Annotated in this window: 21 protein-coding genes and 2 tRNA genes; 13 read left to right on the top strand and 10 right to left on the bottom strand. The window is 71.6% G+C overall.

Annotation, left to right across the window (positions count from 1 at the left end; all coding sequences use genetic code 11):
• Positions 1-34 precede the first annotated feature (34 nt).
• Positions 35-1,264 (bottom strand): GNAT family N-acetyltransferase, encoded by a 1,230-nt coding sequence (locus DCW30_RS04955; protein ID WP_076686355.1) that lies wholly within the window; start codon positions 1,262-1,264, stop codon positions 35-37.
• 152 nt (positions 1,265-1,416) lie between these two features.
• Here DCW30_RS04955 and DCW30_RS04950 point away from each other — a divergent pair, with 152 nt between their 5' ends.
• Positions 1,417-2,583, top strand: a complete 1,167-nt coding sequence (locus DCW30_RS04950; RefSeq protein WP_076686357.1) for a PP2C family protein-serine/threonine phosphatase — start codon at positions 1,417-1,419, stop codon at positions 2,581-2,583.
• Positions 2,584-2,691: 108 nt separating this feature from the next.
• Here DCW30_RS04950 and DCW30_RS04945 read toward each other — a convergent pair whose 3' ends face one another.
• Positions 2,692-3,897, bottom strand: a complete 1,206-nt coding sequence (locus tag DCW30_RS04945; RefSeq protein WP_076686359.1) for a cation:proton antiporter — start codon at positions 3,895-3,897, stop codon at positions 2,692-2,694.
• Between the two features lie 284 nt (positions 3,898-4,181).
• Between DCW30_RS04945 and DCW30_RS04940 the strand changes: the two genes are divergently transcribed.
• The 3 genes from DCW30_RS04940 (at position 4,182) to DCW30_RS04930 (ending at position 8,043) form a co-directional block, all read left to right on the top strand.
• Complete coding sequence (locus DCW30_RS04940) at positions 4,182-5,045, top strand: ABC transporter ATP-binding protein (RefSeq protein ID WP_062773901.1); 864 nt, start codon at positions 4,182-4,184, stop codon at positions 5,043-5,045.
• Positions 5,045-7,495 carry an FtsX-like permease family protein gene (locus DCW30_RS04935; RefSeq protein ID WP_076686361.1) on the top strand — a complete coding sequence of 817 codons (2,451 nt, stop codon included), beginning with the start codon at positions 5,045-5,047 and terminating at the stop codon, positions 7,493-7,495. Before DCW30_RS04940 ends, DCW30_RS04935 begins: the two co-directional genes overlap by 1 nt.
• Positions 7,496-7,593: 98 nt before the next feature.
• Entirely contained in the window at positions 7,594-8,043 is a 450-nt protein-coding gene (locus DCW30_RS04930; protein WP_076686363.1) for an HD domain-containing protein, read from the top strand.
• A gap of 10 nt (positions 8,044-8,053) precedes the next feature.
• Here DCW30_RS04930 and DCW30_RS04925 read toward each other — a convergent pair whose 3' ends face one another.
• The gene (locus DCW30_RS04925) at positions 8,054-9,259 is read right to left on the bottom strand and encodes an acyltransferase family protein (protein WP_076686365.1); all 1,206 of its coding nucleotides are present in this window, start codon (positions 9,257-9,259) and stop codon (positions 8,054-8,056) included.
• A 609-nt stretch (positions 9,260-9,868) separates the two neighbouring features.
• Between DCW30_RS04925 and DCW30_RS04920 the strand changes: the two genes are divergently transcribed.
• On the top strand, positions 9,869-10,063 hold the full coding sequence (locus tag DCW30_RS04920; protein ID WP_062774008.1) for a hypothetical protein: 195 nt from the start codon (positions 9,869-9,871) through the stop codon (positions 10,061-10,063).
• 88 nt (positions 10,064-10,151) lie between these two features.
• Here the strand turns inward: DCW30_RS04920 and DCW30_RS04915 are convergent.
• A tRNA-Gly gene (locus DCW30_RS04915) sits at positions 10,152-10,225 on the bottom strand.
• Positions 10,226-10,367: 142 nt separating this feature from the next.
• Between DCW30_RS04915 and DCW30_RS04910 the strand changes: the two genes are divergently transcribed.
• The 5 genes from DCW30_RS04910 (at position 10,368) to clpX (ending at position 15,075) form a co-directional block, all read left to right on the top strand.
• Positions 10,368-10,444, top strand: a tRNA-Pro gene (locus DCW30_RS04910).
• Positions 10,445-10,581: 137 nt separating this feature from the next.
• Entirely contained in the window at positions 10,582-11,970 is a 1,389-nt protein-coding gene (tig, locus tag DCW30_RS04905) for a trigger factor (RefSeq protein ID WP_076686367.1), read from the top strand.
• A gap of 277 nt (positions 11,971-12,247) precedes the next feature.
• On the top strand, positions 12,248-12,853 hold the full coding sequence (locus DCW30_RS04900; protein WP_062774006.1) for an ATP-dependent Clp protease proteolytic subunit: 606 nt from the start codon (positions 12,248-12,250) through the stop codon (positions 12,851-12,853).
• 63 nt (positions 12,854-12,916) lie between these two features.
• Complete coding sequence (locus DCW30_RS04895) at positions 12,917-13,621, top strand: ATP-dependent Clp protease proteolytic subunit (RefSeq protein ID WP_076686369.1); 705 nt, start codon at positions 12,917-12,919, stop codon at positions 13,619-13,621.
• A 167-nt stretch (positions 13,622-13,788) separates the two neighbouring features.
• Entirely contained in the window at positions 13,789-15,075 is a 1,287-nt protein-coding gene (gene clpX, locus DCW30_RS04890; RefSeq protein ID WP_062773890.1) for an ATP-dependent Clp protease ATP-binding subunit ClpX, read from the top strand.
• 94 nt (positions 15,076-15,169) lie between these two features.
• On the opposite strand, the gene DCW30_RS04885 is transcribed toward clpX, so the two are convergent.
• From DCW30_RS04885 to DCW30_RS04870, 4 genes are all read right to left on the bottom strand, one after another.
• Complete coding sequence (locus tag DCW30_RS04885) at positions 15,170-15,820, bottom strand: hypothetical protein (RefSeq protein ID WP_123985622.1); 651 nt, start codon at positions 15,818-15,820, stop codon at positions 15,170-15,172.
• Positions 15,821-15,882: 62 nt separating this feature from the next.
• Positions 15,883-16,833: a hypothetical protein gene (locus tag DCW30_RS04880; protein WP_076686373.1), complete on the bottom strand. Its 951-nt coding sequence runs from the start codon at positions 16,831-16,833 to the stop codon at positions 15,883-15,885.
• A 106-nt stretch (positions 16,834-16,939) separates the two neighbouring features.
• Positions 16,940-17,989, bottom strand: a complete 1,050-nt coding sequence (locus DCW30_RS04875; RefSeq protein ID WP_076686375.1) for a hypothetical protein — start codon at positions 17,987-17,989, stop codon at positions 16,940-16,942.
• Positions 17,990-18,188: 199 nt separating this feature from the next.
• Positions 18,189-19,124, bottom strand: coding sequence for a hypothetical protein (locus DCW30_RS04870; RefSeq protein ID WP_076686376.1), 936 nt, complete (start codon positions 19,122-19,124; stop codon positions 18,189-18,191).
• A gap of 137 nt (positions 19,125-19,261) precedes the next feature.
• Between DCW30_RS04870 and DCW30_RS04865 the strand changes: the two genes are divergently transcribed.
• A complete protein-coding gene (locus DCW30_RS04865; RefSeq protein ID WP_076686378.1) occupies positions 19,262-21,913 on the top strand; it encodes a valine--tRNA ligase in 2,652 nt (883 codons plus the stop codon).
• A 109-nt stretch (positions 21,914-22,022) separates the two neighbouring features.
• Here DCW30_RS04865 and DCW30_RS04860 read toward each other — a convergent pair whose 3' ends face one another.
• Positions 22,023-22,688 (bottom strand): hypothetical protein, encoded by a 666-nt coding sequence (locus DCW30_RS04860; RefSeq protein WP_198502600.1) that lies wholly within the window; start codon positions 22,686-22,688, stop codon positions 22,023-22,025.
• Positions 22,689-22,891: 203 nt separating this feature from the next.
• Positions 22,892-23,902 carry a rod shape-determining protein gene (locus DCW30_RS04855; RefSeq protein ID WP_103557488.1) on the bottom strand — a complete coding sequence of 337 codons (1,011 nt, stop codon included), beginning with the start codon at positions 23,900-23,902 and terminating at the stop codon, positions 22,892-22,894.
• Between the two features lie 155 nt (positions 23,903-24,057).
• Here DCW30_RS04855 and folC point away from each other — a divergent pair, with 155 nt between their 5' ends.
• Complete coding sequence (gene folC, locus DCW30_RS04850; RefSeq protein ID WP_076686384.1) at positions 24,058-25,587, top strand: bifunctional tetrahydrofolate synthase/dihydrofolate synthase; 1,530 nt, start codon at positions 24,058-24,060, stop codon at positions 25,585-25,587.
• 6 nt (positions 25,588-25,593) lie between these two features.
• Positions 25,594-25,944 (top strand): DUF4233 domain-containing protein, encoded by a 351-nt coding sequence (locus DCW30_RS04845; RefSeq protein ID WP_076686386.1) that lies wholly within the window; start codon positions 25,594-25,596, stop codon positions 25,942-25,944.
• Positions 25,945-25,994 lie beyond the last annotated feature (50 nt).

Below are 25,994 nucleotides of genomic sequence, written 5' to 3'. Positions count from 1 at the left end.
GGCCGAGGGACCGGGCCCCCGCGGACGGTCCCGGCTAGAACCCGTGCGGCAGCCAGGGCGCCACGTCCGAGCCGAAGGCCGGCGAGGCCTCGGCGAGGGCGCCCTGGCGCAGCTCCCGCACCCGGCCCGCGCCCGCGAGCGACGACAGCGAGGTGCCGCCGAGGTAGGCGGCGCCCAGCTCCCGCACCGACAGGGCGAGGTCGGCCGCGTCCTCGGTGCGCTCGCACGAGGCCCCCTTGGCGTCACCGGTGAGCCGCCAACGCCCCGCGTTCCAGGGGCAGAAGGCGTCGTCCACGTCGAGGACCACGTCCAGCGGCATCTGGTACGCACGCGCGGCGAGGGCCGCGCCCACGTCCACGAGGCGTACGTGCAGCGAGTCGCGGACCGACACGTCGCACCGCCGGACGTCCGAGACGAGCTGGAGCAGCGGGTCGTCCACGGGACGGTTGGCCGCGAGGACCGAGGACGTCAGGTCGATGCCGAAGAGGAAGCGCCACAGCGCCGCGTACGCCGCCGGGTCCAGGGCCTCGATGTCACGCACCTGCACCGCGCCCTTGGGGCCCTTCCAGTCCCACTCTGGCTTGACGGAGAAGCGCACGTACCCCGCCAGTTCGCCCGACCGCTCCGCGACCACGCACTGCAGCGGTGACGCGCCCTCCCGGTTCTCCTTGGGGTCGAGCAGGCCGAGCCGCTCCCAGCCGGGCTGCCGGGCGAGCATCCCGGGGCGCCCGGCGACCACGCGTGCGTACAGCTCCTCGCACGCCTCGTGGACGTCGGCGGGCCGCGCGTACCGCAGGGCTACGTCATCCGTGCCCGCCGGGGTGGACAGCCGCACCCGGGACGTGTCGATCTCGGCCTTCATCTGCTGCGTCGCGGTGCCGTACCCGAAGCGGCCGTAGATGGCCGGTTCGGACGCGGTGAGCACGGCGAGGGGTTCGCCGAGCGCGCGCACGTCGTCGAGCTGGCGCCGCATCATCGACGTCAGGATGCCGCGCCTGCGGTGCGTGGCCGCCACGCCGACCATCGTCACGCCCGCCGCGTCCACCAGGGCCCCGCCCGGCACACAGAGGCGGAAGGAGAACGCCCCCGCCGACCCGACGCAGGCCTCCCCGTCCCAGACGCCGATCGACCGCTCGCACTCGGTGAGGGCGCGCCACAGCTCCTGCTCGTCGGGCGACTCCGGCACACCTCCGAACGCCACGTCCAACATCCGGTACCACGTGTCCCATTCGTCCTTTGCGAGCGACCGCAAGTCTGTTGTCATATGCCATGCCTACCAGGACGGTGCGAACCGGTGCGACAGGATTAACGGGGGCATTTCCGGCCACCGCGCGCCGCGTCCCCGCACCCCACGACGACGGACAAGTGGGACCTCCCGTGCGAAGTGCACGGCCCGCTGGATAAGGTCCACGAGCAATGGCGGTACGAGGAGAACGTCGCGAGCGGCGGGCGGAAGCCGAGACATTCACGGCCCGGATGAAGAAGCGGATGCACCGGGCCCGGACAGTGCTGCGCAAATCCGGGGTCGACTACTTCCGCGGCGACGGCTCCGACTGGGTGGCCCTGGCGGGGCTGCTCCTCACCGTTCCGCTGATCACCTGCGGCACGCTCATGAACAGCGTGTGGTGCGCGCCCGCCGCCCTCGTGCTGCCCATCGTCGCGGGCGGACTGCTGCTGCGCCCCGCGAGCCTCCTGGGTCTCTACGCGGCCTCGGCGGTGGCCCTGATCGTGGAGTCGGTCCTGCTCGGCCCCTACACCGAGGGGAACTCCCGCGTCACCCCCGGCGTGGTCCTCGTGGTGGCCGCCTGCGGCTTCTTCGGGCTCGTCGTCGCCCAGTTCCGCAGCCGCGTCGGCGTGCCGTGGCGCGGCGGCGGCACGATGCTGTTCGACCTGCGCGAGCGCATCCGCGTCCAGAGCAAGCTGCCGAGGCTGCCGCGCGGCTGGCACCGCGAGATGGCGCTGCGCCCGGCGGGCGGCCAGTCCTTCTCCGGCGACTTCGTCGTCGCGGCCCGTACGAACGGCGGCCGGACCCTGGAGATCGTCCTCACCGACGTCTCCGGCAAGGGCATGGACGCCGGTTCGCGCGCGCTGCTCCTGTCCGGCGCCTTCGGCGGCCTCCTCGGCTCGCTGCCGCCGCACTCCTTCCTGCCCGCCGCCAACGGCTATCTGCTCCGCCAGGACTGGGACGAGGGCTTCGCGACCTCCATCCACCTGGTGCTCGACCTGGAGACCGGCGACTACGAACTCTTCTCCGCGGGCCACCCGCCGGGCCTCCAGCTCAGCGCGGGCACCGGCCGCTGGGAGGAGAAGACGGGCCAGGGCCCGCTCCTCGGGGTCTACGACGGGGCCCAGTTCGACCCGGTGAAGGGGCTGCTGCGCCCCGGCGACGTGCTGATGCTGTTCACCGACGGCCTGGTGGAGACCTCGGACCGCGACATCACCGAGGGCATCGACCGCCTCACCGGCGAGGCCGACCGCTATGTGGCCGGCGGCTTCCACGGCGCGGCCTGGCACCTCATCGAGGCGGTCGCCAAGGACGTGAACGACGACCGCGCGCTGCTGCTGATCTGCCGGGAGACCTGAGCCGGGCTCCGCCGCCGCTCCGACGCCTCCCCGCGCCGCGCCGACGCCGTCGAGGGCGGCCCCCTGCGGGAGGGCCGCCCTTGACGCTTCGTCCGCCGTCCGGTGCGGTTACGGGACGCTGTCCGCCTTGGCGCGTTCCTCGCGGCCGGGGCCCGGGCCGTCCGCGAGGGCCGGGCCGCGCCCGCCCGGCAGTATCCGGGCCAGCCACTCCGAGCGTCCGGCGGCCAGCGGGCCGAGGACCGCCAGCAGCAGGACGTAGCCCGCGATGAAGGGCGAGAGGCGCTCGTCGAGGCCCGCGCCCGCCGCCATCGTGGCGAGGATCAGCGCGAACTCGCCGCGCGCCAGGAGCGTCGTGGAGATGTTCGCCGCGGGGCCCGCCCCGAAGCCGTACACGCGCGCCGCGCCGAGGCCGGCCAGGACGTTCATCAGGAGCGTCACCGCGACCGCCGCGAGGACCGGCCACACCACCACCGGCAGGTCGCCGGGGTCGATGGAGAGTCCGAACGCGAAGAAGAAGATCGCACCGAACGCGTCCCGCAGCGGGTGCACCAGCGTGCGGATGCGGTCGCCGGACGCCGTGCTGCCGAGCATCAGGCCGACCATGAAGGCGCCGATGGCGTCGGCCACGCCGAACCACTCGGAGACCCCGGCGACGAACACGGCGGCGCCCAGGAAGGAGATGACGAGGAGCTCGTCGTCCCTGGTGTCGAAGAGGCGGCTTACGAGCCGGGTGCCGAAGCGTGCCGCGAGGGCGAGCAGCAGCAGGAACCCGAAGGCCTTGCCGCCGTCCATCACGGCCGCCGCGAGGCTGTCGGCGCCGGACAGGATGGGCTGCAGGGCCGCGAGGTAGAGGGCGAGGAAGATGTCCTCGACGACGATGATGCCGAGGATCGGCTTCGTCTCGGGGTTGCCCAGCCTGCCGGTGTCGACCAGCACCTTCGTGACGATCGCGGAGGAGGAGATGCCGAGCACCCCGGCGAGGACCAGCGCCTCGGAGGTGCCCCAGCCGAGCGCGAATCCGAAGCCCAGGCCCGCGCCGACGTTCAGCGCCAGATAGGTGCCTCCGGCGAGGGCCATCTTGCGGCCGCCCGACTTGAGGTCGTCCATGTGGAACTCGAGGCCCAGGTAGAAGAGGAGCAGGACCAGGCCGAGTGCCGAGAGCATCTCCAGGTCGTGGGGGTCGGAGACCAGGACCACGCCGGGGGTGTGGGGGCCGAGGAGGATCCCGGCCAGGATGAAGAGGGGGATCGTGGGGAGGCCGATGCGGCCGCCGAGGCGGGCGAGCACGGCGGCGGCGAGGAAGGCGCCGCCCATGGCTATCAGGGTGTCTGCGTGTCCGATGGGCCCGTTCCTATCTGTGGTGTGGGCAGGTACAGGAAGCGCGCAAGGCAAAGGAAGCGTCAAGAACGCGTCAATATTTAGGTTACCAAACGATTCTCGGGGCGTGCCTGCCTCGGAGAACCCCGCCTCCGAGGTGGGGTTCTCCCCACCCCCGGTCCGCCAGCCGCCCTCATGGTCCCCACCAGCCCTGATCCGTAGGTTCGAGACATCGACAGGGACACCGGTCGGCGACGAGCGAACGGAAGGCGGGCACAGCCATGGGGCTGCGACGGAAGAACCGGGCCGAAGAGGCGACACGGGCGGTCCCGGCGCCGCCCGTGCCGGGCGTCCGCCCCGGTGACTGGGCCGTCGAACTGCGCGGCGTCCGCCGCCAGTACGGCCGCGGGAACTCCGCCGTCCACGCCCTCGCCGGCGTCGACCTCGCCCTGCCCCGCGGCAGCTTCACCGCCGTGATGGGCCCCTCCGGCTCGGGCAAGTCCACGTTCCTGCAGTGCGCGGCGGGCCTCGACCGGCCCAGCTCCGGCACCGTCCACCTCGGCGGCACCGAGATCACCGGCATGAGCGAGAACAAGCTCACCGCCCTGCGCCGCACCCGCCTCGGCTTCGTCTTCCAGGCGTTCAACCTGCTGCCCTCGCTGACCGTCGAGCAGAACGTGGTCCTGCCCATGCGCCTCGCGGGCCACCGCCCCGACCGGCGCAGGGCGGCCGAGATCCTCACCCGTGTGGGCCTCGGCGACAAGGGGCGCCGCCGCCCCGGCGAGCTCTCCGGCGGCCAGCAGCAGCGCGTCGCCATCGCCCGCGCCCTGGTCACCGAGCCGGACGTGATCTTCGCCGACGAGCCGACCGGCGCCCTCGACACCACCACCGCCGCCGAGATCCTCGGCCTGCTCCGCTCCGCCGTCGACGGCCCGCCGCCCACGCACTCCCCGCAAGCCGGACGCCCCCACGGCGCCACCATCGTCATGGTCACCCACGACCCGGTGGCCGCCGCCCACGCCGACCGCGTCCTCTTCCTGGCCGACGGCGCCATCGTCGACCACCTGGAGCGCGGCTCCGCCCAGCAGATCGCCGCCCGCATGGCCACGCTGACCGCCCCCGCCTACGCGGGAGCGGCCGCGTAATGGCGTACGTGCCCAACGGCCTGGCCCGCGCGGCCGTCCGCTTCAAGCCCGCCGCCTTCGCCGGCACCTTCGTGGCGCTGATGATGGCCTCACTGATCGTCGCCGCCTGCGGCATCCTCCTGGAGACCGGGCTCCGCGCCTCCGTGCCGCCCGACCGCTACGCGGGCGCCCCCGTCGTCGCCGCCGCGGACCAGTCCGCGCACTACGTCACCGGCAGCGGCGACACCCGCAGCGAGGAGTCCATCGCGCTGCCCGACCGCGCCCGCCTCGACGACTCCCTGGTGGCCAGGGCCGCCGCCGTGCCCGGCGCCCGCACCGCCGTCGCCGACGTCACCTTCCCCGTGCGGTCCGGCGACAGGGCCGTCACCGCGCACGGCTGGGGCTCCACCGCCTTCACCGGCGAGAAGCTGACCGCGGGCCGCGCCCCGCACCCTGGCGAGGTCGTCCTCGCCGCGCCCGGCGCCTCCGTGGGCGAGCGCACCACCCTCGTCACGGCGGAGGGCCCCCGCGACTTCCGCGTCTCCGGCACGGTCGCCCCCTCGGGGGCGCGGCCCACCGCCTGGCTCGCCGACTCCGACGCCGTGCGCCTCACCGGGCACCCCGGGCGGATCGACGCCATCGCCGTGCTGCCGAAGGCGGGCGTCTCCGACGCCGCCCTCAAGGCCCAGGTGGCGAAGGCCCTCGGCGGCAAGGCCGAGGTGCACACCGGCGACGACCGCGGCGCCGCGGAGGACTCCACCCTCGGCTACGCCAAGGAGATGCTCACCGCGCTCGGCGGATCCTTCGGCGGCATCGCGGCCCTGACCGCCGTGTTCACCGCGGCGGGAACCGTCGCGCTCTCCGTCGGCCAGCGGGCCCGCGAGTACGCGCTGCTGCGCGCCATCGGCACCACCCCGCGCCAGATCCGCCGCACCATCGCCACCGAGACGCTGCTCGTCGCGCCGGCCGCCGGCGCGGTGGGCCTGCTGCCCGGCATCGCCCTCGCGACCTGGTGGTTCGGGCAGCTCAAGGAGAAGGGCGCGGTCCCCGACGCCGTGGACCTGTCCCTCTCGTTCATCCCGCTCACCGCCGCCGTCGGCGTGGCCGTCCTCACCGCGCTCGGCGCCGGCTACCTCGCCGCCCGCCGCCCCTCCCGCATCAAGCCCGGCCAGGCGCTCAGCGAGGCCTCCGTGGAGCGGGTGCGCGCCGGCTGGATCCGCACACCGCTCGGCGTCGCCGCCGCGGTGGGCGGCACCGTCCTCTCCGGGGTGGCCGCCGGCACCAGCGGCGACGACGCGGCCAACGCCGCCCTCGGCGTCGTCATGCTCTTCATGCTCGCCGTGGCCCTGCTCGGCCCCCTGATCGCCCGCGGCTGCGCCGCCCTGTTCGGCGTCCCGCTGCGCGGAGCGGGCGCCCCGGGCTCCCTCGCCGCCGCCAACTCCCGTACGAACGCGCGCCGGCTCGCCTCGGCGATCACCCCCATCGTGCTCGCCATGGCCTTCTCCTCCGTCCTCGTCTTCATGCACACCAGCCAGGACCGGGCCGCCGCCGACCAGCAGCGCGCCGGCATCACCGCCGACCACATCGTCACCTCGGAGGCGGGCCTCACCCCCGGCGCGGTGCGCGAGGCCGCCCGCGCCGACGGGGTCACCGCGGCCGTCGGGCTGCTCAAGACGTCGGTGCTCGTGTCAGTGGACTCGGCGGGCGACCGCTGGCTGCAGGCCGCCTCCGCCCAGGGCGTCACGGGCCCGGCCGCCGACCTGGCGAAGGTCCAGGACCTGAAGGTGGAGACGGGGTCCCTGAAGCTGGGCAGGAACGAGATCGCCCTCGACGCGGCCCTCGCCCACTCCGCCGGCGTCGCCACCGGCGACCGCATCGCCATCCGCCTGCCCGACGGGACCAAGGCGGAGCCGAAGGTCGTGGCGACGTACGGCAGGGGCCTCGGCCTCTCCCAGGTGACGCTGCCGGCCGCCGACGTACGCCGGCACGTCAGCTCGCCCCTGCCCTCGGAGATCTGGACGAAGGGCGGCTCGGCCAAGTCCCTCGCGGCCCTGGGCGCCCTCACGACCCGCGACGGCTACACCACCGCCCAGTCCCTGGACCGGGAGCTGAACGCCTGGGCCAACACCACCATGGCGGCCGTCCTCGGCGGCTTCGCGGCGATCGCCGCCGTCAACACCCTGGTGATGACCGTCCTCGACCGCCGCCGCGAACTCGGCACGCTGCGCCTGATCGGCACCACGCGCCGCCAGGTCCTGCGGATGGTCCGCTGGGAGGCCCTGATCGTGGCGGTCGCGGGCATCGGCCTCGGCTCCGGCATCGCGCTCGCCACGCTGATCCCCATGATGAACGGCCTCACGGGCGAGGGCCCCTACATCCCGCCGCAGATCTACGGCGCCTTCGTGGCCGCCATCCTCCTGATGGGCCTGGCCTCGACGACGCTCCCGGCGAGGGCGGCCCTGCGGAACTGAGGCTTCCGAGGCTTCCGGGGAGAGGCGCTTCGGGGAAGAGACGCTTCCGGGGAGGCGGGGCTTCCGGGGAGCGCGGGGCTTGCGGCAAGATCCACCGCATGAACCCCGACCCCGTCCTCCCCCTCGCCGCAGTCGAAGCCCTGGCCCGCGAGGCCCACGCCGCCCAGCGGGACAAGGCGGGCCGCCCCTACGTCGAACACCTCCGGGCCGTGGCCGACGGCGTCAGGGCCGGAGGCGGCGACGACGAGCAGATCGCCGCGGCCTGGCTGCACGACGCCGTCGAGGACGGGGCCCTGACGGAGGAGTGGCTGCGGGACGCGCCGCTCACGGACCGCACGAAGGCCATCGTCCTGGCGCTGACCAAGCGCCCGGCCGAGGCGAAGGAGGCCTACGCGGCGCGGATCAGGCAGACCCCGGGCGCCCGCCTCGTGAAGGAGGCGGACCTCGCCCACAACGCCGACCCGGCCCGCCTGGCGGTGCTCGACGAAACGACGAGGGCGCGCCTGGCGGCGAAGTACGCCACCATGCGCGCCCTGCTGGGGTTGTGAGGAGGAGCCGTTACGTCGACCGGGTCCGCTCCCTGGCGAGCTGCGCGGCGTCCCGCTTGAAGGCCCACTCCATCTTGGGCTCCATGGCGAACCGGAACATCCGCTGCACCGGGGGCGTGCACAGCAGCGTCACCACGGTCGCGGCGACCGCCGTCACGAACAGCTCGCCGACCGGCTTGTGCAGCCACTCGTAGTCCTCGAACCAGCCCCAGAAGCGGGAACCCTTGGCGAGGAAGCCGTGGAGCAGATAGCCGTACAGCGTGCCCGCGCCGAGCACCGTGAACCACATCCTGCGGCGCGGCACCCACGCGAAGAAGCACGCGGTGAGCACCACCGAGCAGCCGAAGAGCGCCAGCGTCATCACGATGCCGACCCACCACGGCACACCCAGCTCCTGGGCGCTGTCGCGGCGGTAGAACCACACGGACGTCATGCGGGGCGCCGCCCAGTAGGCGAGCAGGACGGCGGCGGCGAAGACCGGCACGGAGAGGAGCCGCACCTCACGGCGGCGTACGAGCTGGAAGTGCTCGGGCTTCATGAAGAGGCCGAGCACGAAGAACGGCATGAACTGCAGCACGCGCTGGAGGTCGAGGTCGTCGCCGATGTCCGGGGAGATCACGGCGAGCATGGCGATGGCCAGGGCGAGCGCCACCGGCCAGCGCACGATCTTCCACAGCGGCACGGTGAGCCGCCACACGAACAGCGCGACCAGGAACCAGGTGAGGTACCAGGGGTCGAGCAGACTGATCGGCTGGCCCGGGTCGTCGTCCGCCCAGCGCTTGAAGAGCGTGTACGCGACCTCGAAGATCACGTACGGCACGGCGACGCCGGTGACCAGGCGCTTGAGGCGGTCCGCGCGCATGTCGAAGCTGCGCGAGAAGTAGCCGGAGATCAGGATGAACGCCGGCATGTGGAACGTGTAGACGGTCATGTACAGCGCCTCGGCCGTACGGCTGTGGTCCGTCAGGGGTTCCCACGCGTGGGCCATCGCCACGAGGACGATCGCCAGGTACTTGGCGTTGTCGAAGAACGCGTCGCGCTGCTTGGCGGGCTTGGCCGCGCTCTCGGCCGCGCGGTGGCCGCTGGAGGTGGGGGGAGCGGCGGCGGCCTGCGGGGTCGGGTGGTGGAGGGTGCGGGAGGCGACTCCGGCCGTCGGCATCTGGGCCGGGGGGAGCGGCGCCCGATGGCGTCCGTGCGGGTGCACCGAGTTCGTCACAGGCCCTCCCACCCAGAGCTCGGTGAGACGACCCGGGACCGCACTGCGCCTGGGGGGATGGTGGCAGCGTGGAACATCTGACGCACCCTAGCGCCGCCGCACTGTCTTCGTAAAACCCTCGTCACTTTGGCCCGCCCAATCCGTGTCTATCCCTGAAGGCGATTACGGCTTATCGCGACCGGGTACCCGCGATTCGATCGTGTAGTACAGGAAGATCTCACATCTGGCCGCCCGATACGTCACATTTCATCCGGTAAAAATGGGGCATAAAGCCCGGATGCGACTCCGGTCGAATGTCCGTTAGGTCGGCGGGTGAACGCCTCCGGTGGTGCCTCCGGCGACAATTCGAATTTCCTGCGAACATTGTGTGTGGCGACGGCAACGATCAAGCCGAATTCCGCATGCCCGCAGGTCGTCGAATTGCCGTGAGGGCCATCCCGGCGCATACGCCCCAAGGGCATCCCCGCGGACACGGCCACGGAAGCCGTGGCCGACGATGCGTCACCGGCCGCATATGCGGGGCGCGTTGGTGGCACGATGGTCGTGGCGGGGGAGTGCGGGGCCGTACCCCCCGGGCCGGGAGAGCGACCGACCTAGGGTGTGATCAGTGTGGCAATTTCGCTGTCAGTGGTACTGCTGTTGGCGATCATCCTCGTGGTGCTGATCCGAGGGGGGTCTCTGAAGGCGGGCCCCGCGGTGGTCGCGGTGCTCTTCGGCTTCTTCCTGGCGTCCACGGGCATGGCGCCGTCGATAAACCGCTTCCTGAACGAACTGGCGGAGACCATCAACTCCATCAGCTTCTGACCCGGCGCGGACGGCCGGCGCCCGGTGGCGTACGCGGATACGCCGCCGGCCCGGTCCGCTGGGGTTCAGCGGACCGGGCCGGAGGTGATGGAGCGGGCGACGGGAATCGAACCCGCGTAGCTAGTTTGGAAGACTAGGGCTCTACCATTGAGCTACGCCCGCACAGCTCGCGCCAAAGCTCGCAAGGGGCCGCGGCACGACAGGCATCGTAGCGGGTCGGAGCCCCTTCCCGCACACCCCGCACGGCTCCCGCTCGACGAGGGGCCGCACCGCCTGCGGGCATGTACCCTACGTGTCGCACCGACGGGGTGTGGCGCAGCTTGGTAGCGCGTCCGCTTTGGGAGCGGAAGGCCGTGGGTTCAAATCCCGCCACCCCGACCAGCAGGATCTCCCTCGCACGATCGCATCAAGATCGCATTGTGGGTCGGCTCCCGCTTGCCGTTACTATGCAAGCTGTGTGCCCGTGTGTCTCTGAACCGGGCTCAATCCCAAGAAGTCAGCCCCAAGGAGACCGAACCGTGAAGAGCGCCGTGGAGACCCTGAACCCGACTCGGGTTCGGCTCACTGTTGAGGTGCCCTTCGAGGAGCTCAAGGACAGCCTCGACGCGGCCTACAAGAAGATCAACCAGCAGGTCACGGTGAAGGGCTTCCGCAAGGGCAAGATCCCGGCCCGTGTCATCGACCAGCGGTTCGGCCGCGGCGCCGTCCTCGAAGAGGCCGTCAACGACGCGCTCCCGAAGTTCTACACCGAGGCCGTCAACGAGGCCGAGCTCAACGTCCTGGGCCAGCCCGAGGTGGACATCACCGAGCTGAAGGACAACGAGACCCTCAACTTCACCGCCGAGGTCGACGTCCGTCCCACGATCGAGATCCCGGACTACTCCGGCATCGAGGTCGAGGTCGACGCGGTCGAGGTCAGCGAAGAGGACGTCGACAAGGCCGTGGAGGAGCTCCGCGAGCGCTTCGCGTCCACCTCGCCGGTCGAGCGTGCCGCCGAGGACGGCGACGTCGTGACGATCGACCTGGAGGCCAAGGTCGAGGGCGAGGTCCTGGAGGACGGCGTCGCGTCCGGCGTCTCCTACACCATCGGCTCCGGCGAGCTCCTGGAGGGCATCGACGAGGCCGTCAAGGGCCTGGAGGCCGGTGGCGAGGCCACCTTCACCTCCGAGCTCAAGGGCGGCTCGGCGGCCGGCAAGGAGTCCGAGGTCACCGTCAAGGTCACCCAGGTCGCCAAGCGCGAACTGCCCGAGCTGGACGACGACTTCGCGCAGCTCGCCTCCGAGTTCGACACCCTCGACGAGCTGAAGGCCGACAGCCGCAAGCGCCTCGAGAACATGAAGCAGTACGACCAGGCGACCCAGGCCCAGGAGCGCGTCCTGGAGAAGCTGCTCGAGCTGGTCGAGGTCCCCGTCCCCGAGAAGCTCCTCGCGGACGAGATCCAGACCCGCACGCACAACCTGGAGCACCACCAGCTCGGCCAGATGGGCCTCGACCTGGACAAGTACCTGGAGATCCAGGGCAAGTCCCGCGAGGAGTTCGACGCCGAGACCAAGGAGCAGGCCGAGAAGGGCATCAAGACGCAGTTCGTCCTCGACGAGCTCGTCAACAAGGAGAAGCTGAACGTGAACCAGGAGGAGCTCACCGAGCACCTCATGCGTCGCGCGCAGTCCTCCGGCATGTCCCCCGACCAGTTCGCCCAGGCCGTCGTCGAGGGCGGCCAGGTCCCGATGCTGGTCGGCGAGGTCGCCCGCGGCAAGGCCCTCGCGGTCGTCGTGGAGGCCGCCACGGTCAAGGACACCAACGGCGAGGTCGTCGACCTCGACGACGAGGACGACGAGACGGCTGCCGCCGAGGCCGACGCCTCCGCCGACGCCCCCGCCTCCGGCGAGGACAAGACCGAGGCCTGAGCCGCCTCGCTCTGACGCACGCAGCATGGGCCCCCGGGATCTGCGTCCCGGGGGCCCATGCCGTGCCCCTTACGGGGCGCTACCTGCGCTCACAGCGAACAGTTGGCTCTGCGGGATTTCCCGGAGGGGTCCGCGCGTTAGGGTCCATGAATACGAGGGCAGGGGAGTCCCCGGAGCCGCCCCGGAGCGGCTGGCACGCGGGGTCCCAGCCCCAGCTGAAGACGTGAGACGGCCCGGCGCCGTCGTAAGACGAGCAGGTGGATACGTGACGAATCTGATGCCCTCCGCCGCCGGCGACCCCTCCATCGGTGGTGGCCTCGGCGACCAGGTCTACAACCGGCTGCTCGGCGAGCGGATCATCTTCCTCGGCCAGGCCGTGGACGACGACATCGCCAACAAGATCACTGCGCAGCTTCTGCTGCTTGCCGCAGAGCCGGACAAGGACATCTTCCTCTACATCAACAGCCCCGGCGGCTCGATCACGGCCGGCATGGCGGTCTACGACACCATGCAGTACATCAAGAACGACGTCGTGACGATCGCGATGGGCATGGCGGCCTCCATGGGCCAGTTCCTGCTCAGCGCGGGTACGCCCGGCAAGCGCTTCGCCCTGCCGAACGCGGAGATCCTGATCCACCAGCCCTCCGCGGGCCTGGCGGGTTCCGCCTCGGACATCAAGATCCACGCCGAGCGTCTGCTGCACACCAAGCGGCGCATGGCCGAGCTGACCGCTCACCACACCGGCCAGACCGTCGAGCAGATCACCCGCGACTCGGACCGCGACCGATGGTTCGACCCGCAGGAGGCCAAGGAGTACGGCCTCATCGACGACATCATGCCCACCGCCGCCGGCATGCCGGGCGGGGGCGGCACGGGAGCCTGAGACACCCCCTCAGCGCCTCTCAGCCGAAACCTCAGCCCACGCTCCTCAGGAGACGAAGAAGAGATGAACAACCACCCCGGCAGCGGCCTCTACGAGCGCACCCAGGCCGAGTACGGCCGCCCCGCGCAGGCCGAGTTCACCGGCGCCCGCGCCGAGTCCCGCTACATCATCCCGCGCTTCGTCGAGCGCACCTCGCAGGGCGTGCGCGAGTACGACCCGTACGCGAAGCTCTTCGAGGAGCGCGTGATCTTCCTCGGCGTGCAGATCGACGACGCGTCGGCCAACGACGTCATGGCGCAGCTCCTGTGCCTGGAGTCGATGGACCCCGACCGCGACATCTCCATCTACATCAACAGCCCCGGCGGTTCGTTCACGGCCCTCACGGCCATCTACGACACGATCCAGTTCGTGAAGCCGGACGTGCAGACCGTGTGCATGGGCCAGGCCGCCTCGGCCGCCGCCGTCCTGCTCGCGGCCGGTACGCCGGGCAAGCGGATGGCGCTCCCGAACGCCCGCGTCCTGATCCACCAGCCCTACAGCGAGACGGGCCGCGGCCAGGTCTCCGACCTGGAGATCGCCGCCAACGAGATCCTCCGGATGCGCTCGCAGCTGGAGGAGATGCTGGCCAAGCACTCCACGACGCCGATCGAGAAGATCCGCGACGACATCGAGCGCGACAAGATCCTCACGGCCGAGGACGCGCTCTCGTACGGTCTCATCGACCAGATCATCTCCACCCGCAAGATGAACAATGCCTCGGTTGCCTGACGCGGCGCTGTAGCATCTGCCGCTCCTTGGCATGGTTCGCCGAAGGCTCGCGCCGAAGCGAACCGTGCCAAGGGGGGCCCGTACGGGGCCCCCGGCAAGGTACCGTCGGATATGAGGCACCAGGAGCCGCTGAACGTGGCGTCTCCCAGGCGAAGGGGAAGCACCTCGTGGCACGCATCGGTGACGGCGGCGATCTGCTCAAGTGCTCGTTCTGCGGAAAGAGTCAGAAGCAGGTCAAGAAGCTCATCGCAGGCCCCGGTGTGTACATCTGCGACGAGTGCATCGACCTCTGTAACGAGATCATCGAGGAAGAGCTCGCGGAGACGAGCGAGGTGCGCTGGGAGGAACTGCCCAAGCCTCGCGAGATCTACGAATTCCTTGAGGGCTACGTGGTGGGCCAGGAGCCCGCGAAGAAGGCCCTCTCGGTAGCGGTGTACAACCACTACAAGCGCGTCCAGGCCGGCGAGAACGGCGGGGCGCAGGGCCGTGACGACGCGATCGAACTCGCGAAGTCCAACATCCTGCTGCTCGGCCCGACCGGCTCCGGCAAGACGCTGCTGGCGCAGACGCTCGCCCGCATGCTGAACGTCCCGTTCGCCATCGCGGACGCGACGGCGCTGACGGAGGCGGGCTACGTCGGCGAGGACGTCGAGAACATCCTGCTGAAGCTCATCCAGGCCGCTGACTACGACGTCAAGAAGGCCGAGACGGGCATCATCTACATCGACGAGATCGACAAGGTCGCCCGCAAGAGCGAGAACCCCTCGATCACGCGCGACGTCAGCGGTGAGGGCGTCCAGCAGGCCCTGCTCAAGATCCTGGAGGGCACCACCGCCTCGGTCCCGCCGCAGGGCGGCCGCAAGCACCCGCACCAGGAGTTCATCCAGATCGACACGACGAACGTGCTCTTCATCGTGGGCGGCGCCTTCGCCGGTCTCGAGAAGATCATCGAGTCGCGGGCGGGCGCGAAGGGCATCGGCTTCGGCGCCACCATCCGCTCCAAGCGCGAGATGGAGGAGAAGGACCAGTTCGAGGACATCATGCCGGAGGACCTGGTGAAGTTCGGGATGATCCCCGAGTTCATCGGCCGCCTCCCCGTGATCACCTCGGTCCACAACCTCGACCGCGAGGCCCTGCTCCAGATCCTCGTCGAGCCGCGCAACGCCCTGGTGAAGCAGTACCAGCGCCTGTTCGAACTCGACGGCGTGGAGCTCGACTTCGAGCGCGAGGCCCTGGAGGCCATCGCGGACCAGGCGATCCTCCGCCAGACCGGCGCGCGCGGCCTGCGCGCCATCATGGAGGAGGTCCTGCAGTCGGTGATGTACGAGGTGCCGTCCCGCAAGGACGTGGCCCGCGTCGTCATCACGGCGGACGTCGTCCGTTCGAACGTGAACCCCACGCTGGTGCCGCGCGACGCGCGCGGCCCGGGCGCCGGGGAGATGAAGTCCGCCTAGGCGAGAGCCGGGCGGGCGGTACGACGAGAGCGGTACGAACACAGCGGCACGACGAAGGGGGCGCCCCACGGGGCGCCCCCTTCGTCGTGCGGCGCTACTCCGTCGTGACGCGGACGTCGGCGCGCAGCTCGGCGGTCAGCTTCGCGGTGGCGGCCAGGGAGGGACTGTCGCCACGTGCGGCGGCCGCCGCGTGGGTGGGGGAGACGTAGCCGACGGTGCTGTGGTCGCCCCAGACGCACATCGGGTTCCGGTACGTCCTCCGCTCGCCGCCGTCCTCACCGGCCGCCGGGTTCGGGCCACTGGTCCGGAACTCGGAGGTCTGGCACTTCATGATCCCGTTCTTGAAGCCGGCCGGCGTGAACTCCTCGGGGCTGCCGACGTAGGTCGCCGCGCCGTCGCTCTCCGCCACCTTCCGCTCCATCTCGGCGAACAGGGCGTCCACGACCTTCTCGGGGTCCTCGACGTCGCCGTGGACGCCGGAGTACGAGATCGACCGCTGGCCGCTGCCTTTGCCTGCCAGGTACATGGCGGTGACGGCCTCGGGGTGGGCGACGCCGAGGCTCCTCATGCCCTTCAGCTCGCTGCTGCGGACGGCGACGCCGCCGATGGAGTCGACCTTCTTGTACGCGCCGCCGAGGACGGTCGAGGGCGCCGTCAGCTCGTACGTCCTGCCGTCGTCGGCGACGGAACCGCCGCCGCCGTCGCCGCTCCGGTCCAGGAGCTGACAGCCGCCGAGGGCCGCCATGGTCACGAGCATCGCGGCGCCGACGCGCGGTCCGTTCCGCCTTCTGCCTGCTCGGTCGCCCGTCACAGCTTGACGCGCACCTCCTCGCGGACCTTGAGGGCGGTGGCCGAGGCGTCGTCGAGCGACACCTTGCCCGCCAGGGCGTCGGCGACCTCGACGGGGACCACGACGGCGACGGTGCTGTGGTCGCCCCACATGCAGACGGGCATGCGGACCTCCTTGGGGGCGCCGCTGCCCGCGTTCTCGTTCTTGATCACGGATTCCTGGCACTTGAGGACCGCGTCGTCCGTGCTGAAGTCCTTCACGGGGCCGACCAGGCTGCCGGTCTCCGTGCTGCTCTTCTCGGAGTCCTTCTTGATCTTGGCGAACATGCCGTCGACGACCTTCTCGGGGTCGTCGATCTCGCCGTAGACCCCCATGTACTGAATGGCCTTCTGCGCCAGCGGGTTGCTGTCGTCGCCCGTCTCGTACGCGGCGTTGACGTCCTTGGGGTCCTTCACGCCGGCCTTCTCCGCCGCGGCGATGTCGCTGGAGTTGAAGCCGTCGCCGCTCTGGTCGTCCTGCTTCTCGTAGTCGCCGAGGAGCGTGGCGGGCACGGTCAGCTTGTGCGGGCCGTCGTCCGCGACCGAGGAGGAGCCGCCGCCGCTGTCGCCGCCGCCGAGGACGAGGTACGCGCCGACGCCGATCGCGGCCACCACGGCGACCGTGCCGATGACGATCCCGGCCTTCTTCCCGCCGCCGCCCCCGACGGGCGGCGGGGGCGGGACCTGTCCGTAGCCGGCCTGCTGCTGGAGATAGCCGTAGCCGGCCTGCTGCTGGGGGTAGCCGTAGCCGGGCTGGGCCGGGGGCGCCTGCTGGGGGTAGCCGTAGCCGGGCTGGGGGGCCTGGGGCGGCTGACCGTAGGGCCCCGGCTGCTGGGGCGGCTGACCGTAGGGGCCGGGCTGCTGCGGCCGGCCGTACGGGCCGGGCTGCTGCGGCGGCGGGCCGTACGGGCCCGGCTGGTTGTGGCTCATCGCGTGCTTCCCCTTCGGAGCGTTCGTATGCTGCCGACATCCTCCACGCAGAGGCCCCGGCCGGCAGACCGGGGCCCGTGGCTCGTCCGTGTGCGGCGGAGCGGCGTCAGAGCTTGACGCGCACGTCCTTGCGGAGCTCGGCGGAGTTCGTCGCGGCCTCGTCGAGGTCGACGGACGTGCCGGACAGGGCGCTCGCCACGTCCGTGCCGACGACGTAGCCGATGGTGCTGTGGTCGCCCCAGATGCAGGTCGACGCGGACATGCCCTTGGAGCCGGAGGAGCCGGCCGTGGAGCCGGAGGTGCCGGCGCCGCCGCTGATGTCGACCTTCATCTCCTGGCACTTGAGCACGGCGCCGTCGAGCCCGCTCGGCGTGTACTCCTTGGGGCTTCCCACCAGGGTGACCTTCCCGCCGTTGGCGGTGGCGCCCTTCTGCTGCTCCTTCTCGGCGTTCGCGAACATCTTGTCGACGACGCCCTCGGGGTCCTCGACCTCGCCGTAGACGCCGCCGAAGGTCAGGATCTTCTGCGCCATCGGGTTGTCCTCGCCGCCCGACTTGTACTGGGCCGAGACGTCCTTGGCGTTCTTCACCCCGGCCGCCTCGGCCTTGTCGAGGTCGATGCCCCCGGAGGCGGAGCCGCTGCCGGGCTCCTTCTTGTAGTCGACGAGGACGGTCTCCGGCGTCGTCAGCTTGTGCGGGCCGTCGTCCTTGACGCCGCCGTCGTCGCCACCGCCGCCCGCCACGTTCGACGAGCCGCCGTTCTTGCCGCCCTTGTCGTCGTCACCGCCCGCGAAGGCGAAGTAGCCGCCGACCGCGGCCGCCGCGACCACGACGACCGAGGCGATGATGAGGCCGACCTTCTTGCCGCCGCCTCCGCCCGGCGGCGGGGGCGGCGCCTGGCCGGGGAACTGGCCGGGCCCCTGCCCGTACGGTCCCGGCTGCTGCGGCTGGTCGAAGCCCTGCTGCGGGGCCTGCTGCGGGTGGCCGTAGCCCTGCGGGGGCTGCTGCGGCGGGGGCGCCTGCTGGGGGTAGCCGTAGCCGGGCTGCGGGGCCTGCGGCGGCTGGCCGTAGGGGCCGGGCTGCTGCGGCTGCTGGCCGTAGGGACCGGGCTGCTGGGGTTGCTGCCCGCCGTACGGGCCCGGCTGGTTGTAGCTCATTACTGGGGTTCCCTCCCGATGCTTATGTCTGACGAACATCCTGTCGGACAGGGGGAGGGCGCGGGGTGGCCGGACCGGATCGATGCGCAGTTGTTGAAGGGCTGTGCCAGAGACCGGACCTGACGCCCGCCGCACGAGGGGCCCGGGAGCGGTGCGGTGCTCCCGGGCCCCTCGTACGGAGGCGCACGTGGTGCGGCGGTCAGGCCTTGACGCGGGCCGCCTCGCGGAGGTCCGCGGCGAACTGCGCGACGTCGTCGGTGGGGATGCCGTCGCCGCCCTTGAGCATGGCGGTGGCGTCGATGCCGAAGACGATGCCGTACGTGCTGTGGTCCGACCAGATGCAGACCGGGAGCTCCGTCTTCTTGCCGTCGTCCTCGATGCTCGCCGTCTGGCACTTCAGCACGGCGTTGTCCAGGCCGTCGGGCTCGACGCTCTCGGGGCTGCCGAGGAACTCGAACTTCTCGTCGGAGTCACCGGTGGACTCCTCGGCCTCCTTCTCGGCGTTCTCCCCGGCCTTGGCGAAACCGTCGTCGACCGCCCTCTCCGGGTCGTCGATGTCGCCGTACATGCCCTGGAAGCTCATCTGCTTCCCGCCCTTGAACACCTCTCCCGACTGGTAGGCGGCCGCGACGGTGCGCGCGTTCTTGATGCCGACCTCCTCGGCGTCCTTCGTGTCGCCGGAGCCGAGCGGGCCGTCGTCGGGAGTGCTGTCGTTGTCGCCCTTCTTGTACTCGCCGACCGAGGCCGGCGGCACCAGCTTGTGCGCCCCGTCGTCCTCGACCGACGTGGAGCCGCCGCCCCCGCCGAGGACGAAGTACGCGCCGACACCGATGGCCGCGACCACGGCCACCGCGCCGATGACCAGGCCGGTCTTCTTCTTGCCGCCGCCGGACGGCGGGGGCGGCGGGGGGACCTGCCCGTAGGGGGCCTGGGGCTGCTGCCCGTAGGGGCCCGGCTGCTGCGGCTGGTTATAGCCGGGCTGCTGCGGGGGCTGCTGGGGGTAGCCGTAGCCGGGCTGGGGCTGCTGGCCGTAGCCGGGCTGGGCCGGCTGGCCGTAGCCGGGCTGGGGCTGCTGGCCGTACGGCCCCGGTTGCTGCGGCTGCTGCCCGTACGGGCCCGGCTGGTTGTCGCTCATGGCGTGGGTCCCCCCTGAGAACGCTGACGTGTTCCGGACATCCTGAACGAAGCCCCGGCCCCGTGGGGACCCCGGCGTCAACCGTTACCGAAGATTCCGGTTTCGGGACCGCTCGGTCACCCCTCTAAACTGGCCGCGTGACCGAGAACGCTCAGCAGCAGCCCCCAGCGACCACTCCCGAACTGCCGACCCAGTACGCGCCGGCCGAGGTAGAGGGGCCGCTGTACGAGCGCTGGGTGGAACGGGGTTACTTCTCCGCCGACGAGAAGAGCGAGAAGCCTCCGTACACCGTCGTCATCCCCCCGCCGAACGTCACGGGCGCGCTCCACCTGGGCCACGCCTTCGAGCACACGCTGATCGACGCCCTCACCCGCCGCAAGCGCATGCAGGGCCACGAGACGCTCTGGCAGCCCGGCATGGACCACGCCGGCATCGCCACGCAGAACGTCGTCGAGCGCGAGCTGGGCAAGGAGGGCAAGTCCCGCCACGACCTCGGGCGCGAGGCGTTCATCGAGCGCGTCTGGAAGTGGAAGGGCGAGTCCGGCGGCCAGATCTCCGGGCAGATGCGCCGCCTCGGCGACGGCGTCGACTGGGAGCGCGAGCGCTTCACCATGGACGAGGGCCTCTCGCAGGCCGTCCAGACCATCTTCAAGAAGCTCTACGACGACGAGCTGATCTACCGCGCCGAGCGCATCATCAACTGGTGCCCGCGCTGCCTGACGGCGATCTCGGACATCGAGGTCGAGTACCAGGACGACGACGGCGAGCTGGTGTCGATCAGGTACGGCGAGGGGGAGGAGACGCTCGTCGTCGCCACCACCCGCGCCGAGACGATGCTCGGCGACACCGCCGTCGCGGTCCACCCCGAGGACGAGCGGTACAAGCACCTCGTCGGCAAGCAGATCAAGCTGCCGTTGACCGACCGCACCATCCCGGTCGTCGCGGACGAGCACGTCGACCCCGAGTTCGGCACCGGCGCCGTCAAGGTGACCCCGGCGCACGACCCGAACGACTTCGAGATCGGCCAGCGCCACTCCCTGCCGAACATCGCGGTCATGGACGAGCACGCCGTCATCACCGCGCACGGCCCCTTCCAGGGCCTCGACCGCCTGGAGGCCCGCTCCGCCATCGTCGGCGCCCTGCGCGCCGAAGGCCGCATCGTCGCCGAGAAGCGCCCGTACACGCACTCGGTCGGCCACTGCTCCCGCTGCAAGACCACCATCGAGCCGCGCCTGTCGATGCAGTGGTGGGTCAAGGTCGGCCCGCTCGCGCAGGCCGCCGGCGACGCGGTCCGCGACGGCAAGGTCAAGATCCACCCGCAGGAGATGGAGAAGCGGTACTTCGACTGGGTCGACAACCTCCACGACTGGTGCATCTCGCGCCAGCTCTGGTGGGGCCACCGCATCCCCGTCTGGTACGGCCCGAACGGCGAGGTCGTCTGCGTCGGCCCCGACGACGAGGCCCCGACGGGTGAGGGCTGGACGCAGGACAACGACGTGCTCGACACGTGGTTCTCCTCCGGCCTGTGGCCGTTCTCCACGCTGGGCTGGCCCGAGCAGACGGAGTCGCTCGCGAAGTTCTACCCGAACTCCGTCCTCGTCACCGGCTACGACATCCTCTTCTTCTGGGTCGCCCGGATGATGATGTTCGGCCTGTACGCGATGGACGGCACCCCGCCGTTCCACACGATCGTGCTGCACGGCATGGTCCGCGACCAGTTCGGCAAGAAGATGTCGAAGTCCTTCGGCAACGCGGTCAACCCGCTGGACTGGATGGACAAGTACGGCTCGGACGCCCTGCGCTTCACGCTGGCCCGCGGCGCCAACCCCGGCACCGACGTGCCGATCGGCGAGGACTGGGTCCAGGGCTCGCGCAACTTCGCCAACAAGATCTGGAACGCCACGCGCTTCGCGATGATGAACGGCGCCACGACCGAGGGCGAGCTGCCCCCGGCCGAGGAGCTGTCCGCCACCGACCGCTGGGTGCTCTCCCGGCTGAACGCGACGGTCGCCGAGGTCGACGCGCTCTACGACGACTACCAGTTCGCCAAGCTCTCCGACGCCCTCTTCCACTTCGCGTGGGACGAGGTCTTCGACTGGTACGTGGAGCTGTCCAAGACCACCTTCATGGCGGGCGGCGACGGCGCGAAGGTCTCGGCCCGCGTCCTCGGTGAGGTCCTCGACGTCACGCTGCGGCTGCTCCACCCGATCGTGCCGTTCGTGACGGAGACGCTCTGGACGGCGCTGACCGGCGGCGAGTCCCTCGTCATCGCCGACTGGCCCAGTGCTGTGCTGGTTCCTGGGGCCGACGCCCCGGGCGGCTTCCGCGACGCCGGCGCCGAGCGGGAGATCGAGACCCTCCAGCAGGTCATCACCGAGGTCCGCCGCTTCCGCGCCGACCAGGGGCTCCAGCCGGGCCAGAAGGTCCCGGCCCGCCTGACCCTGGACGGCACGGCGCTCGCCCCGCACGAGGCGGCCATCCGCCAGCTGCTCCGCCTCCAGCCGGAGGGCGAGGGCTTCACGGCCACCGCCACGCTGCCGGTCTCGGGCGCCACCGTCGCGCTGGACCTGTCCGGCACGATCGACGTGGCCGCCGAGCGCAAGCGCCTCGCCAAGGACCTGGCCGCCGCCGAGAAGGAGAAGGCGCAGGCCACCGCCAAGCTCGGCAACGAGGCGTTCCTCGCCAAGGCCCCCGACAACGTGGTCGACAAGATCCGCGGCCGCCTGACCAAGGCGGAGGCCGACATCACCCGCCTCCAGGCCCAGCTGGAGGCCCTGCCGGCGGCATGACGCCACCGGCCGCGCGAAGCCGTACGAGGCGTACGTGACGGAAGGCCCCCGGAACCTGCCGGTTCCGGGGGCCTTCGGCGTACCGGCTCTACGGGCGAGGGCCGGGCGGTCAGCCCACGCCGCGTGGGTCGGGGGCCCGGTCGTCGCCGGGGCGTGCGGGTGCGATGACCCCGACCTGGCCCGCGGGTTCCCCGGACGCCGGTTCCTGGCCGCCCGACGGCGGCGGGAGCAGGCCGAGCCGGTCCAGCTCCGCGTCCGCGAGGGCGTCGAGGATCTCCGGGTCGCCCTGGCGCCAGCCCCCGGCGAGGCTGCCGACCGTCGAGCCGGGGATCTCCGACGCGGTGACGGCGAGCTCGTCCAGGGGCCGGAGCAGGGAGCGCAGGGCGAGCAGGTCGCGGCCGTCCTCGGAGGCGGCGAGGTCCCTGGCCGCGCCCGCCCGGCGGACCCAGCGGAGCCTGCGCGGCAGCCAGACCGCGAGGAGCACGCCGACCGGCACGACGAAGAGGGCGAGTGCGCCCACGGTCACGCCGACGCGGACGAGCACCGGGTGCAGGCCGTCGGCGGCGTCCGCCACCTGCCGTACGGCGCTGTCGACGCTCCCGCCGATCAGCGGGAAGGGCGACCGGTGCTCCCGCAGGGCCCGGGGGACGGCGAGGAGGCAGGTGAGCCGGTAGCTGACGACGGCGGCGGTGGCCCACAGCGCGGTCCACAGGAAGACCACGGCATCACCGACGAGCTGATGGGTCCTTCGCGCGGAATTCTGGGCATACCACATGGTCAGATTTGACCCATGATGTGCCCGCGACGCCGTGAGCCGCGCGGTAACCGACGCCGCGAATCACCGCATCAGGGTCATAAGTGCCACAAGTGGGATGATATGTGGCTGCCTGCCCCGGGGAGGCGCCGCGGCAGCGGGTGAGGGGGCCCGGCGCCGGGCAGTGGGGGAACGCGGCGCCGGGCTGTTCCGGACGGCAGGGCCTAGGCCGCCGCCGTCGCCTTCGCCAGGCCGTCGAAGTCCTCCACGCACTTGCCGCAGCCCTGCGCCACGCTGTCCAGCGGGTCGTCGGCCACGAAGACCGGGATGTTGGTGGCGGAGGCGATGCGCAGGTCGAGGCCGGGGAGGAGGGCGCCGCCGCCGGTCAGGATGATGCCGTGCTCCATGATGTCGCCGGACAGCTCGGGCGGGCACTCCTCCAGCGTCACGCGGACCGCGGCGATGATCTGCTCCACCGGCTCGTCGAGGGCCGAGCGGACCTCGCGCACCGTCAGGTCCAGGGTCTTCGGCAGCCCGCCGACCTTCTCCCGGCCCCGCACGGTGAACGTCCGCTGCTCGAACTCCTCCTGACCCGGCACCGGCCACGCCGAGCCGATCGCGACCTTGATGTCCTCGGCGGTGCGCTCGCCCACGAGCAGCCCGTGCTGCTTGCGCACGAAGTCGGTGATCGCCTGGTCGAAGCGGTCCCCGCCCACCCGCAGCGACTGGGCCGTGACGATGCCGCCGAGCGAGATGACGGCGACCTCGGTGGTGCCGCCGCCGATGTCGACGACCATCGAGCCGCGCGGCTCGGCGACCGGCAGCCCCACCCCGATCGCGGCGGCCATCGGCTCCTCGATGAGGTGCACGGCCTTCGCCCCCGCCCGCTGCGCGGCGTGCACGATGGCCCGCCGCTCGACGGGCGTCACTCCGCTGGGCACGCACACGACCATGCGGGTGCGGGGACGCCGGCCCGCGAGGGCCTTGCGCACGAAGTGCCGGATCATCTCCTCGGCGGCCTCGTAGTCGCTGATCACGCCGTCCCGCAGCGGCCGGATCGCGGTGATCGACCCGGGGGTGCGCCCGATCGTCTCCTTGGCCTCGGTCCCGACGGCGAGCACCCCGCCCTTGCCGCCCTCCCGCACGGCGACCACGGACGGCTCGTTGAGCACGATGCCCTTGCCGCGTACGTAGAGAAGGGTGTTCGCAGTGCCGAGGTCGATACCTATGTCCATGATCGCCAAGTTTGCCCGGCGGCCCGGCGAAGCGGAGGGACTTTGGTCCCGAATCGGACGGGCCGAAAGTCCCGACGAGGGCCGCGGCGCGTCCCTCGGGCGCCCCGGGCGGGGCCTGGCCGCGCGTGTCGGCGCCGCTCCGTAGACTGGCGTACGTGAGTGACCTCCCCCCGCACGACGACGACCGCCCCTCCGAGCCCATCGACCCCTCTGACGCCTTCGAGGAGATCGTCGGCGCCGAGACGGACCGCGATCCCGACCTCGCCGTGATCGAGGCGGGCAGCCGCACCCTGCGCACCCAGGCGGGCCCGCCGCAGGGCGACATCCCCGCGCGCCCCGCCGATCCCGAGGTGGACAAGGCGCTGCGCGAGGTGGAGACCGAGCTCGCCGGGCGCTGGGGCGAGACGAAGCTGGAGCCCTCCGTCCGCCGTATCGCCGCGCTGATGGACGTCCTGGGCGAGCCCCAGCGCGCGTACCCCTCGATCCACATCACGGGGACCAACGGCAAGACGTCCACGGCCCGGATGATCGAGGCCCTGTTCTCCGCCTTCGAGCTGCGCACCGGGCGGTACACCTCGCCCCACGTGCAGTCGATCACCGAGCGCATCAGCCTGGACGGCGCCCCCATCGAGGCGGAGCGCTTCGTCGAGGCGTACCACGACATCAAGCCGTACGTGGAGCTGGTCGACGCCAAGGAGGAGTACCGCCTCTCCTTCTTCGAGGTCCTCACCGGCATGGCGTACGCGGCCTTCGCCGACGCTCCCGTGGACGTGGCCGTCGTCGAGGTCGGCATGGGCGGCAGCTGGGACGCGACGAACGTCATCGACGGCTCCGTCGCCGTCGTGACCCCCATCGACCTGGACCACACCGACCGCCTCGGCTCCACACCGGCCGAGATCGCCGTGGAGAAGTCCGGGATCATCAAGCAGGACGCGACGGTGATCCTCGCCCAGCAGCCGGTGGACGCCGCCCAGGTGCTCCTGAAGAAGGCCGTCGAGGTCGACGCGACCGTCGCCCGCCAGGGCCTGGAGTTCGGCGTCGTCTCCCGGCAGGTCGCCGTCGGCGGCCAGCTGGTGACGCTGCGCGGACTCGGCGGGGAGTACGAAGAGGTGTTCCTGCCCCTGCACGGCGAGCACCAGGCGCACAACGCCTCGGTCGCGCTCGCGGCCGTGGAGGCGTTCTTCGGCATCGGCGCGCAGCACGCGCGCCCGCTCGACATCGACGTGGTCCGCAAGGCCTTCGCCTCGGTCGCCTCGCCCGGCCGCCTGGAGGTCGTGCGCCGCTCGCCCACCATCGTCCTGGACGCCGCGCACAACCCGGCGGGCGCGCGGGCCGCGGCGGCGGGCGTCAGCGAGGCCTTCGACTTCACCAACCTCATCGGCGTGGTCGGCGCGAGTGACGACAAGGACGTCAGGGGGTTCCTGGAGGCCTTCGAGCCGATCTTCGCCGAGGTCGTCGTCACGCAGAACAGCAGCCACCGCGCGATGGACGCGGACGACCTGGCCGCCATCGCCGTCGAGGTCTTCGGCGACGAGCGGGTCCAGGTCGAGCCGCGCCTCCCGGACGCCCTGGAGGCCGCGATCACCCTGGCCGAGGACGAGGGGGAGTTCGCGGGCGCCGGCGTCCTGGTCACCGGTTCCGTCATCACGGTCGGCGAGGCCCGGCTGCTCCTGGGGAGGGGCTGACCCCTGATGCGTACGCTCTGCGCTTCGACCCTGATCGGCGAGTTCTTCGTCATCGGCTTCGCGGGCCTCGTCGCCATGAAGGACCCCGACCTGTCGATGGGCACGGTCTGGACGGTCTGCGGCATCGCGATGCTGCTCTCTCTGCTGCTCTGCGGCGTCATCACCCGGCCCGGCGGGGTGCAGCTCGGCTGGGCCCTGCAGATCGGGCTGATCGCGAGCGGCTTCGCGGTCCCCGCGATGTTCTTCATGGGCGCGGTGTTCGCCGCCCTGTGGTGGGCCTCGGTGCACTTCGGGCGCAAGATCGACGAGGCGAAGGCCCGGTTCGCGGCCATGGCGGAGGGGCAGGCGGAGGCGTAGCGCGGCGACCGGTGAGGGCCCGCGGGGGCCGGGGCGGAGGCCGGAGGTAA

The sequence above is a fragment of the Streptomyces alfalfae genome (genome assembly GCF_004127445.1).
GTDB lineage: Bacteria > Actinomycetota > Actinomycetes > Streptomycetales > Streptomycetaceae > Streptomyces > Streptomyces alfalfae.
The sequence above is the reverse complement of the archived record's forward strand: the minus strand, read 5'-3'. Positions and strand labels throughout refer to the sequence as shown.

Bases quoted from the DNA above. Each gene is read 5' to 3' on its own strand.
- DCW30_RS04860 (WP_198502600.1), bottom strand. From the start codon at position 22,688: ATGTGGTATGCCCAGAATTCCGCGCGAAGGACCCATCAGCTCGTCGGT.
- DCW30_RS04880 (WP_076686373.1), bottom strand. From the start codon at position 16,833: ATGAGCCACAACCAGCCGGGCCCGTACGGCCCGCCGCCGCAGCAGCCC.
- DCW30_RS04870 (WP_076686376.1), bottom strand. From the start codon at position 19,124: ATGAGCGACAACCAGCCGGGCCCGTACGGGCAGCAGCCGCAGCAACCG.
- DCW30_RS04900 (WP_062774006.1), top strand. From the start codon at position 12,248: ATGCCCTCCGCCGCCGGCGACCCCTCCATCGGTGGTGGCCTCGGCGAC.
- DCW30_RS04930 (WP_076686363.1), top strand. From the start codon at position 7,594: ATGAACCCCGACCCCGTCCTCCCCCTCGCCGCAGTCGAAGCCCTGGCC.
- DCW30_RS04845 (WP_076686386.1), top strand. From the start codon at position 25,594: ATGCGTACGCTCTGCGCTTCGACCCTGATCGGCGAGTTCTTCGTCATC.
- DCW30_RS04885 (WP_123985622.1), bottom strand. From the start codon at position 15,820: ATGGCGGCCCTCGGCGGCTGTCAGCTCCTGGACCGGAGCGGCGACGGC.
- DCW30_RS04955 (WP_076686355.1), bottom strand. From the start codon at position 1,264: ATGACAACAGACTTGCGGTCGCTCGCAAAGGACGAATGGGACACGTGG.
- DCW30_RS04895 (WP_076686369.1), top strand. From the start codon at position 12,917: ATGAACAACCACCCCGGCAGCGGCCTCTACGAGCGCACCCAGGCCGAG.
- DCW30_RS04935 (WP_076686361.1), top strand. From the start codon at position 5,045: ATGGCGTACGTGCCCAACGGCCTGGCCCGCGCGGCCGTCCGCTTCAAG.
- DCW30_RS04875 (WP_076686375.1), bottom strand. From the start codon at position 17,989: ATGAGCTACAACCAGCCGGGCCCGTACGGCGGGCAGCAACCCCAGCAG.
- DCW30_RS04950 (WP_076686357.1), top strand. From the start codon at position 1,417: ATGGCGGTACGAGGAGAACGTCGCGAGCGGCGGGCGGAAGCCGAGACA.
- DCW30_RS04940 (WP_062773901.1), top strand. From the start codon at position 4,182: ATGGGGCTGCGACGGAAGAACCGGGCCGAAGAGGCGACACGGGCGGTC.
- DCW30_RS04945 (WP_076686359.1), bottom strand. From the start codon at position 3,897: ATGGGCGGCGCCTTCCTCGCCGCCGCCGTGCTCGCCCGCCTCGGCGGC.
- DCW30_RS04855 (WP_103557488.1), bottom strand. From the start codon at position 23,902: ATGGACATAGGTATCGACCTCGGCACTGCGAACACCCTTCTCTACGTA.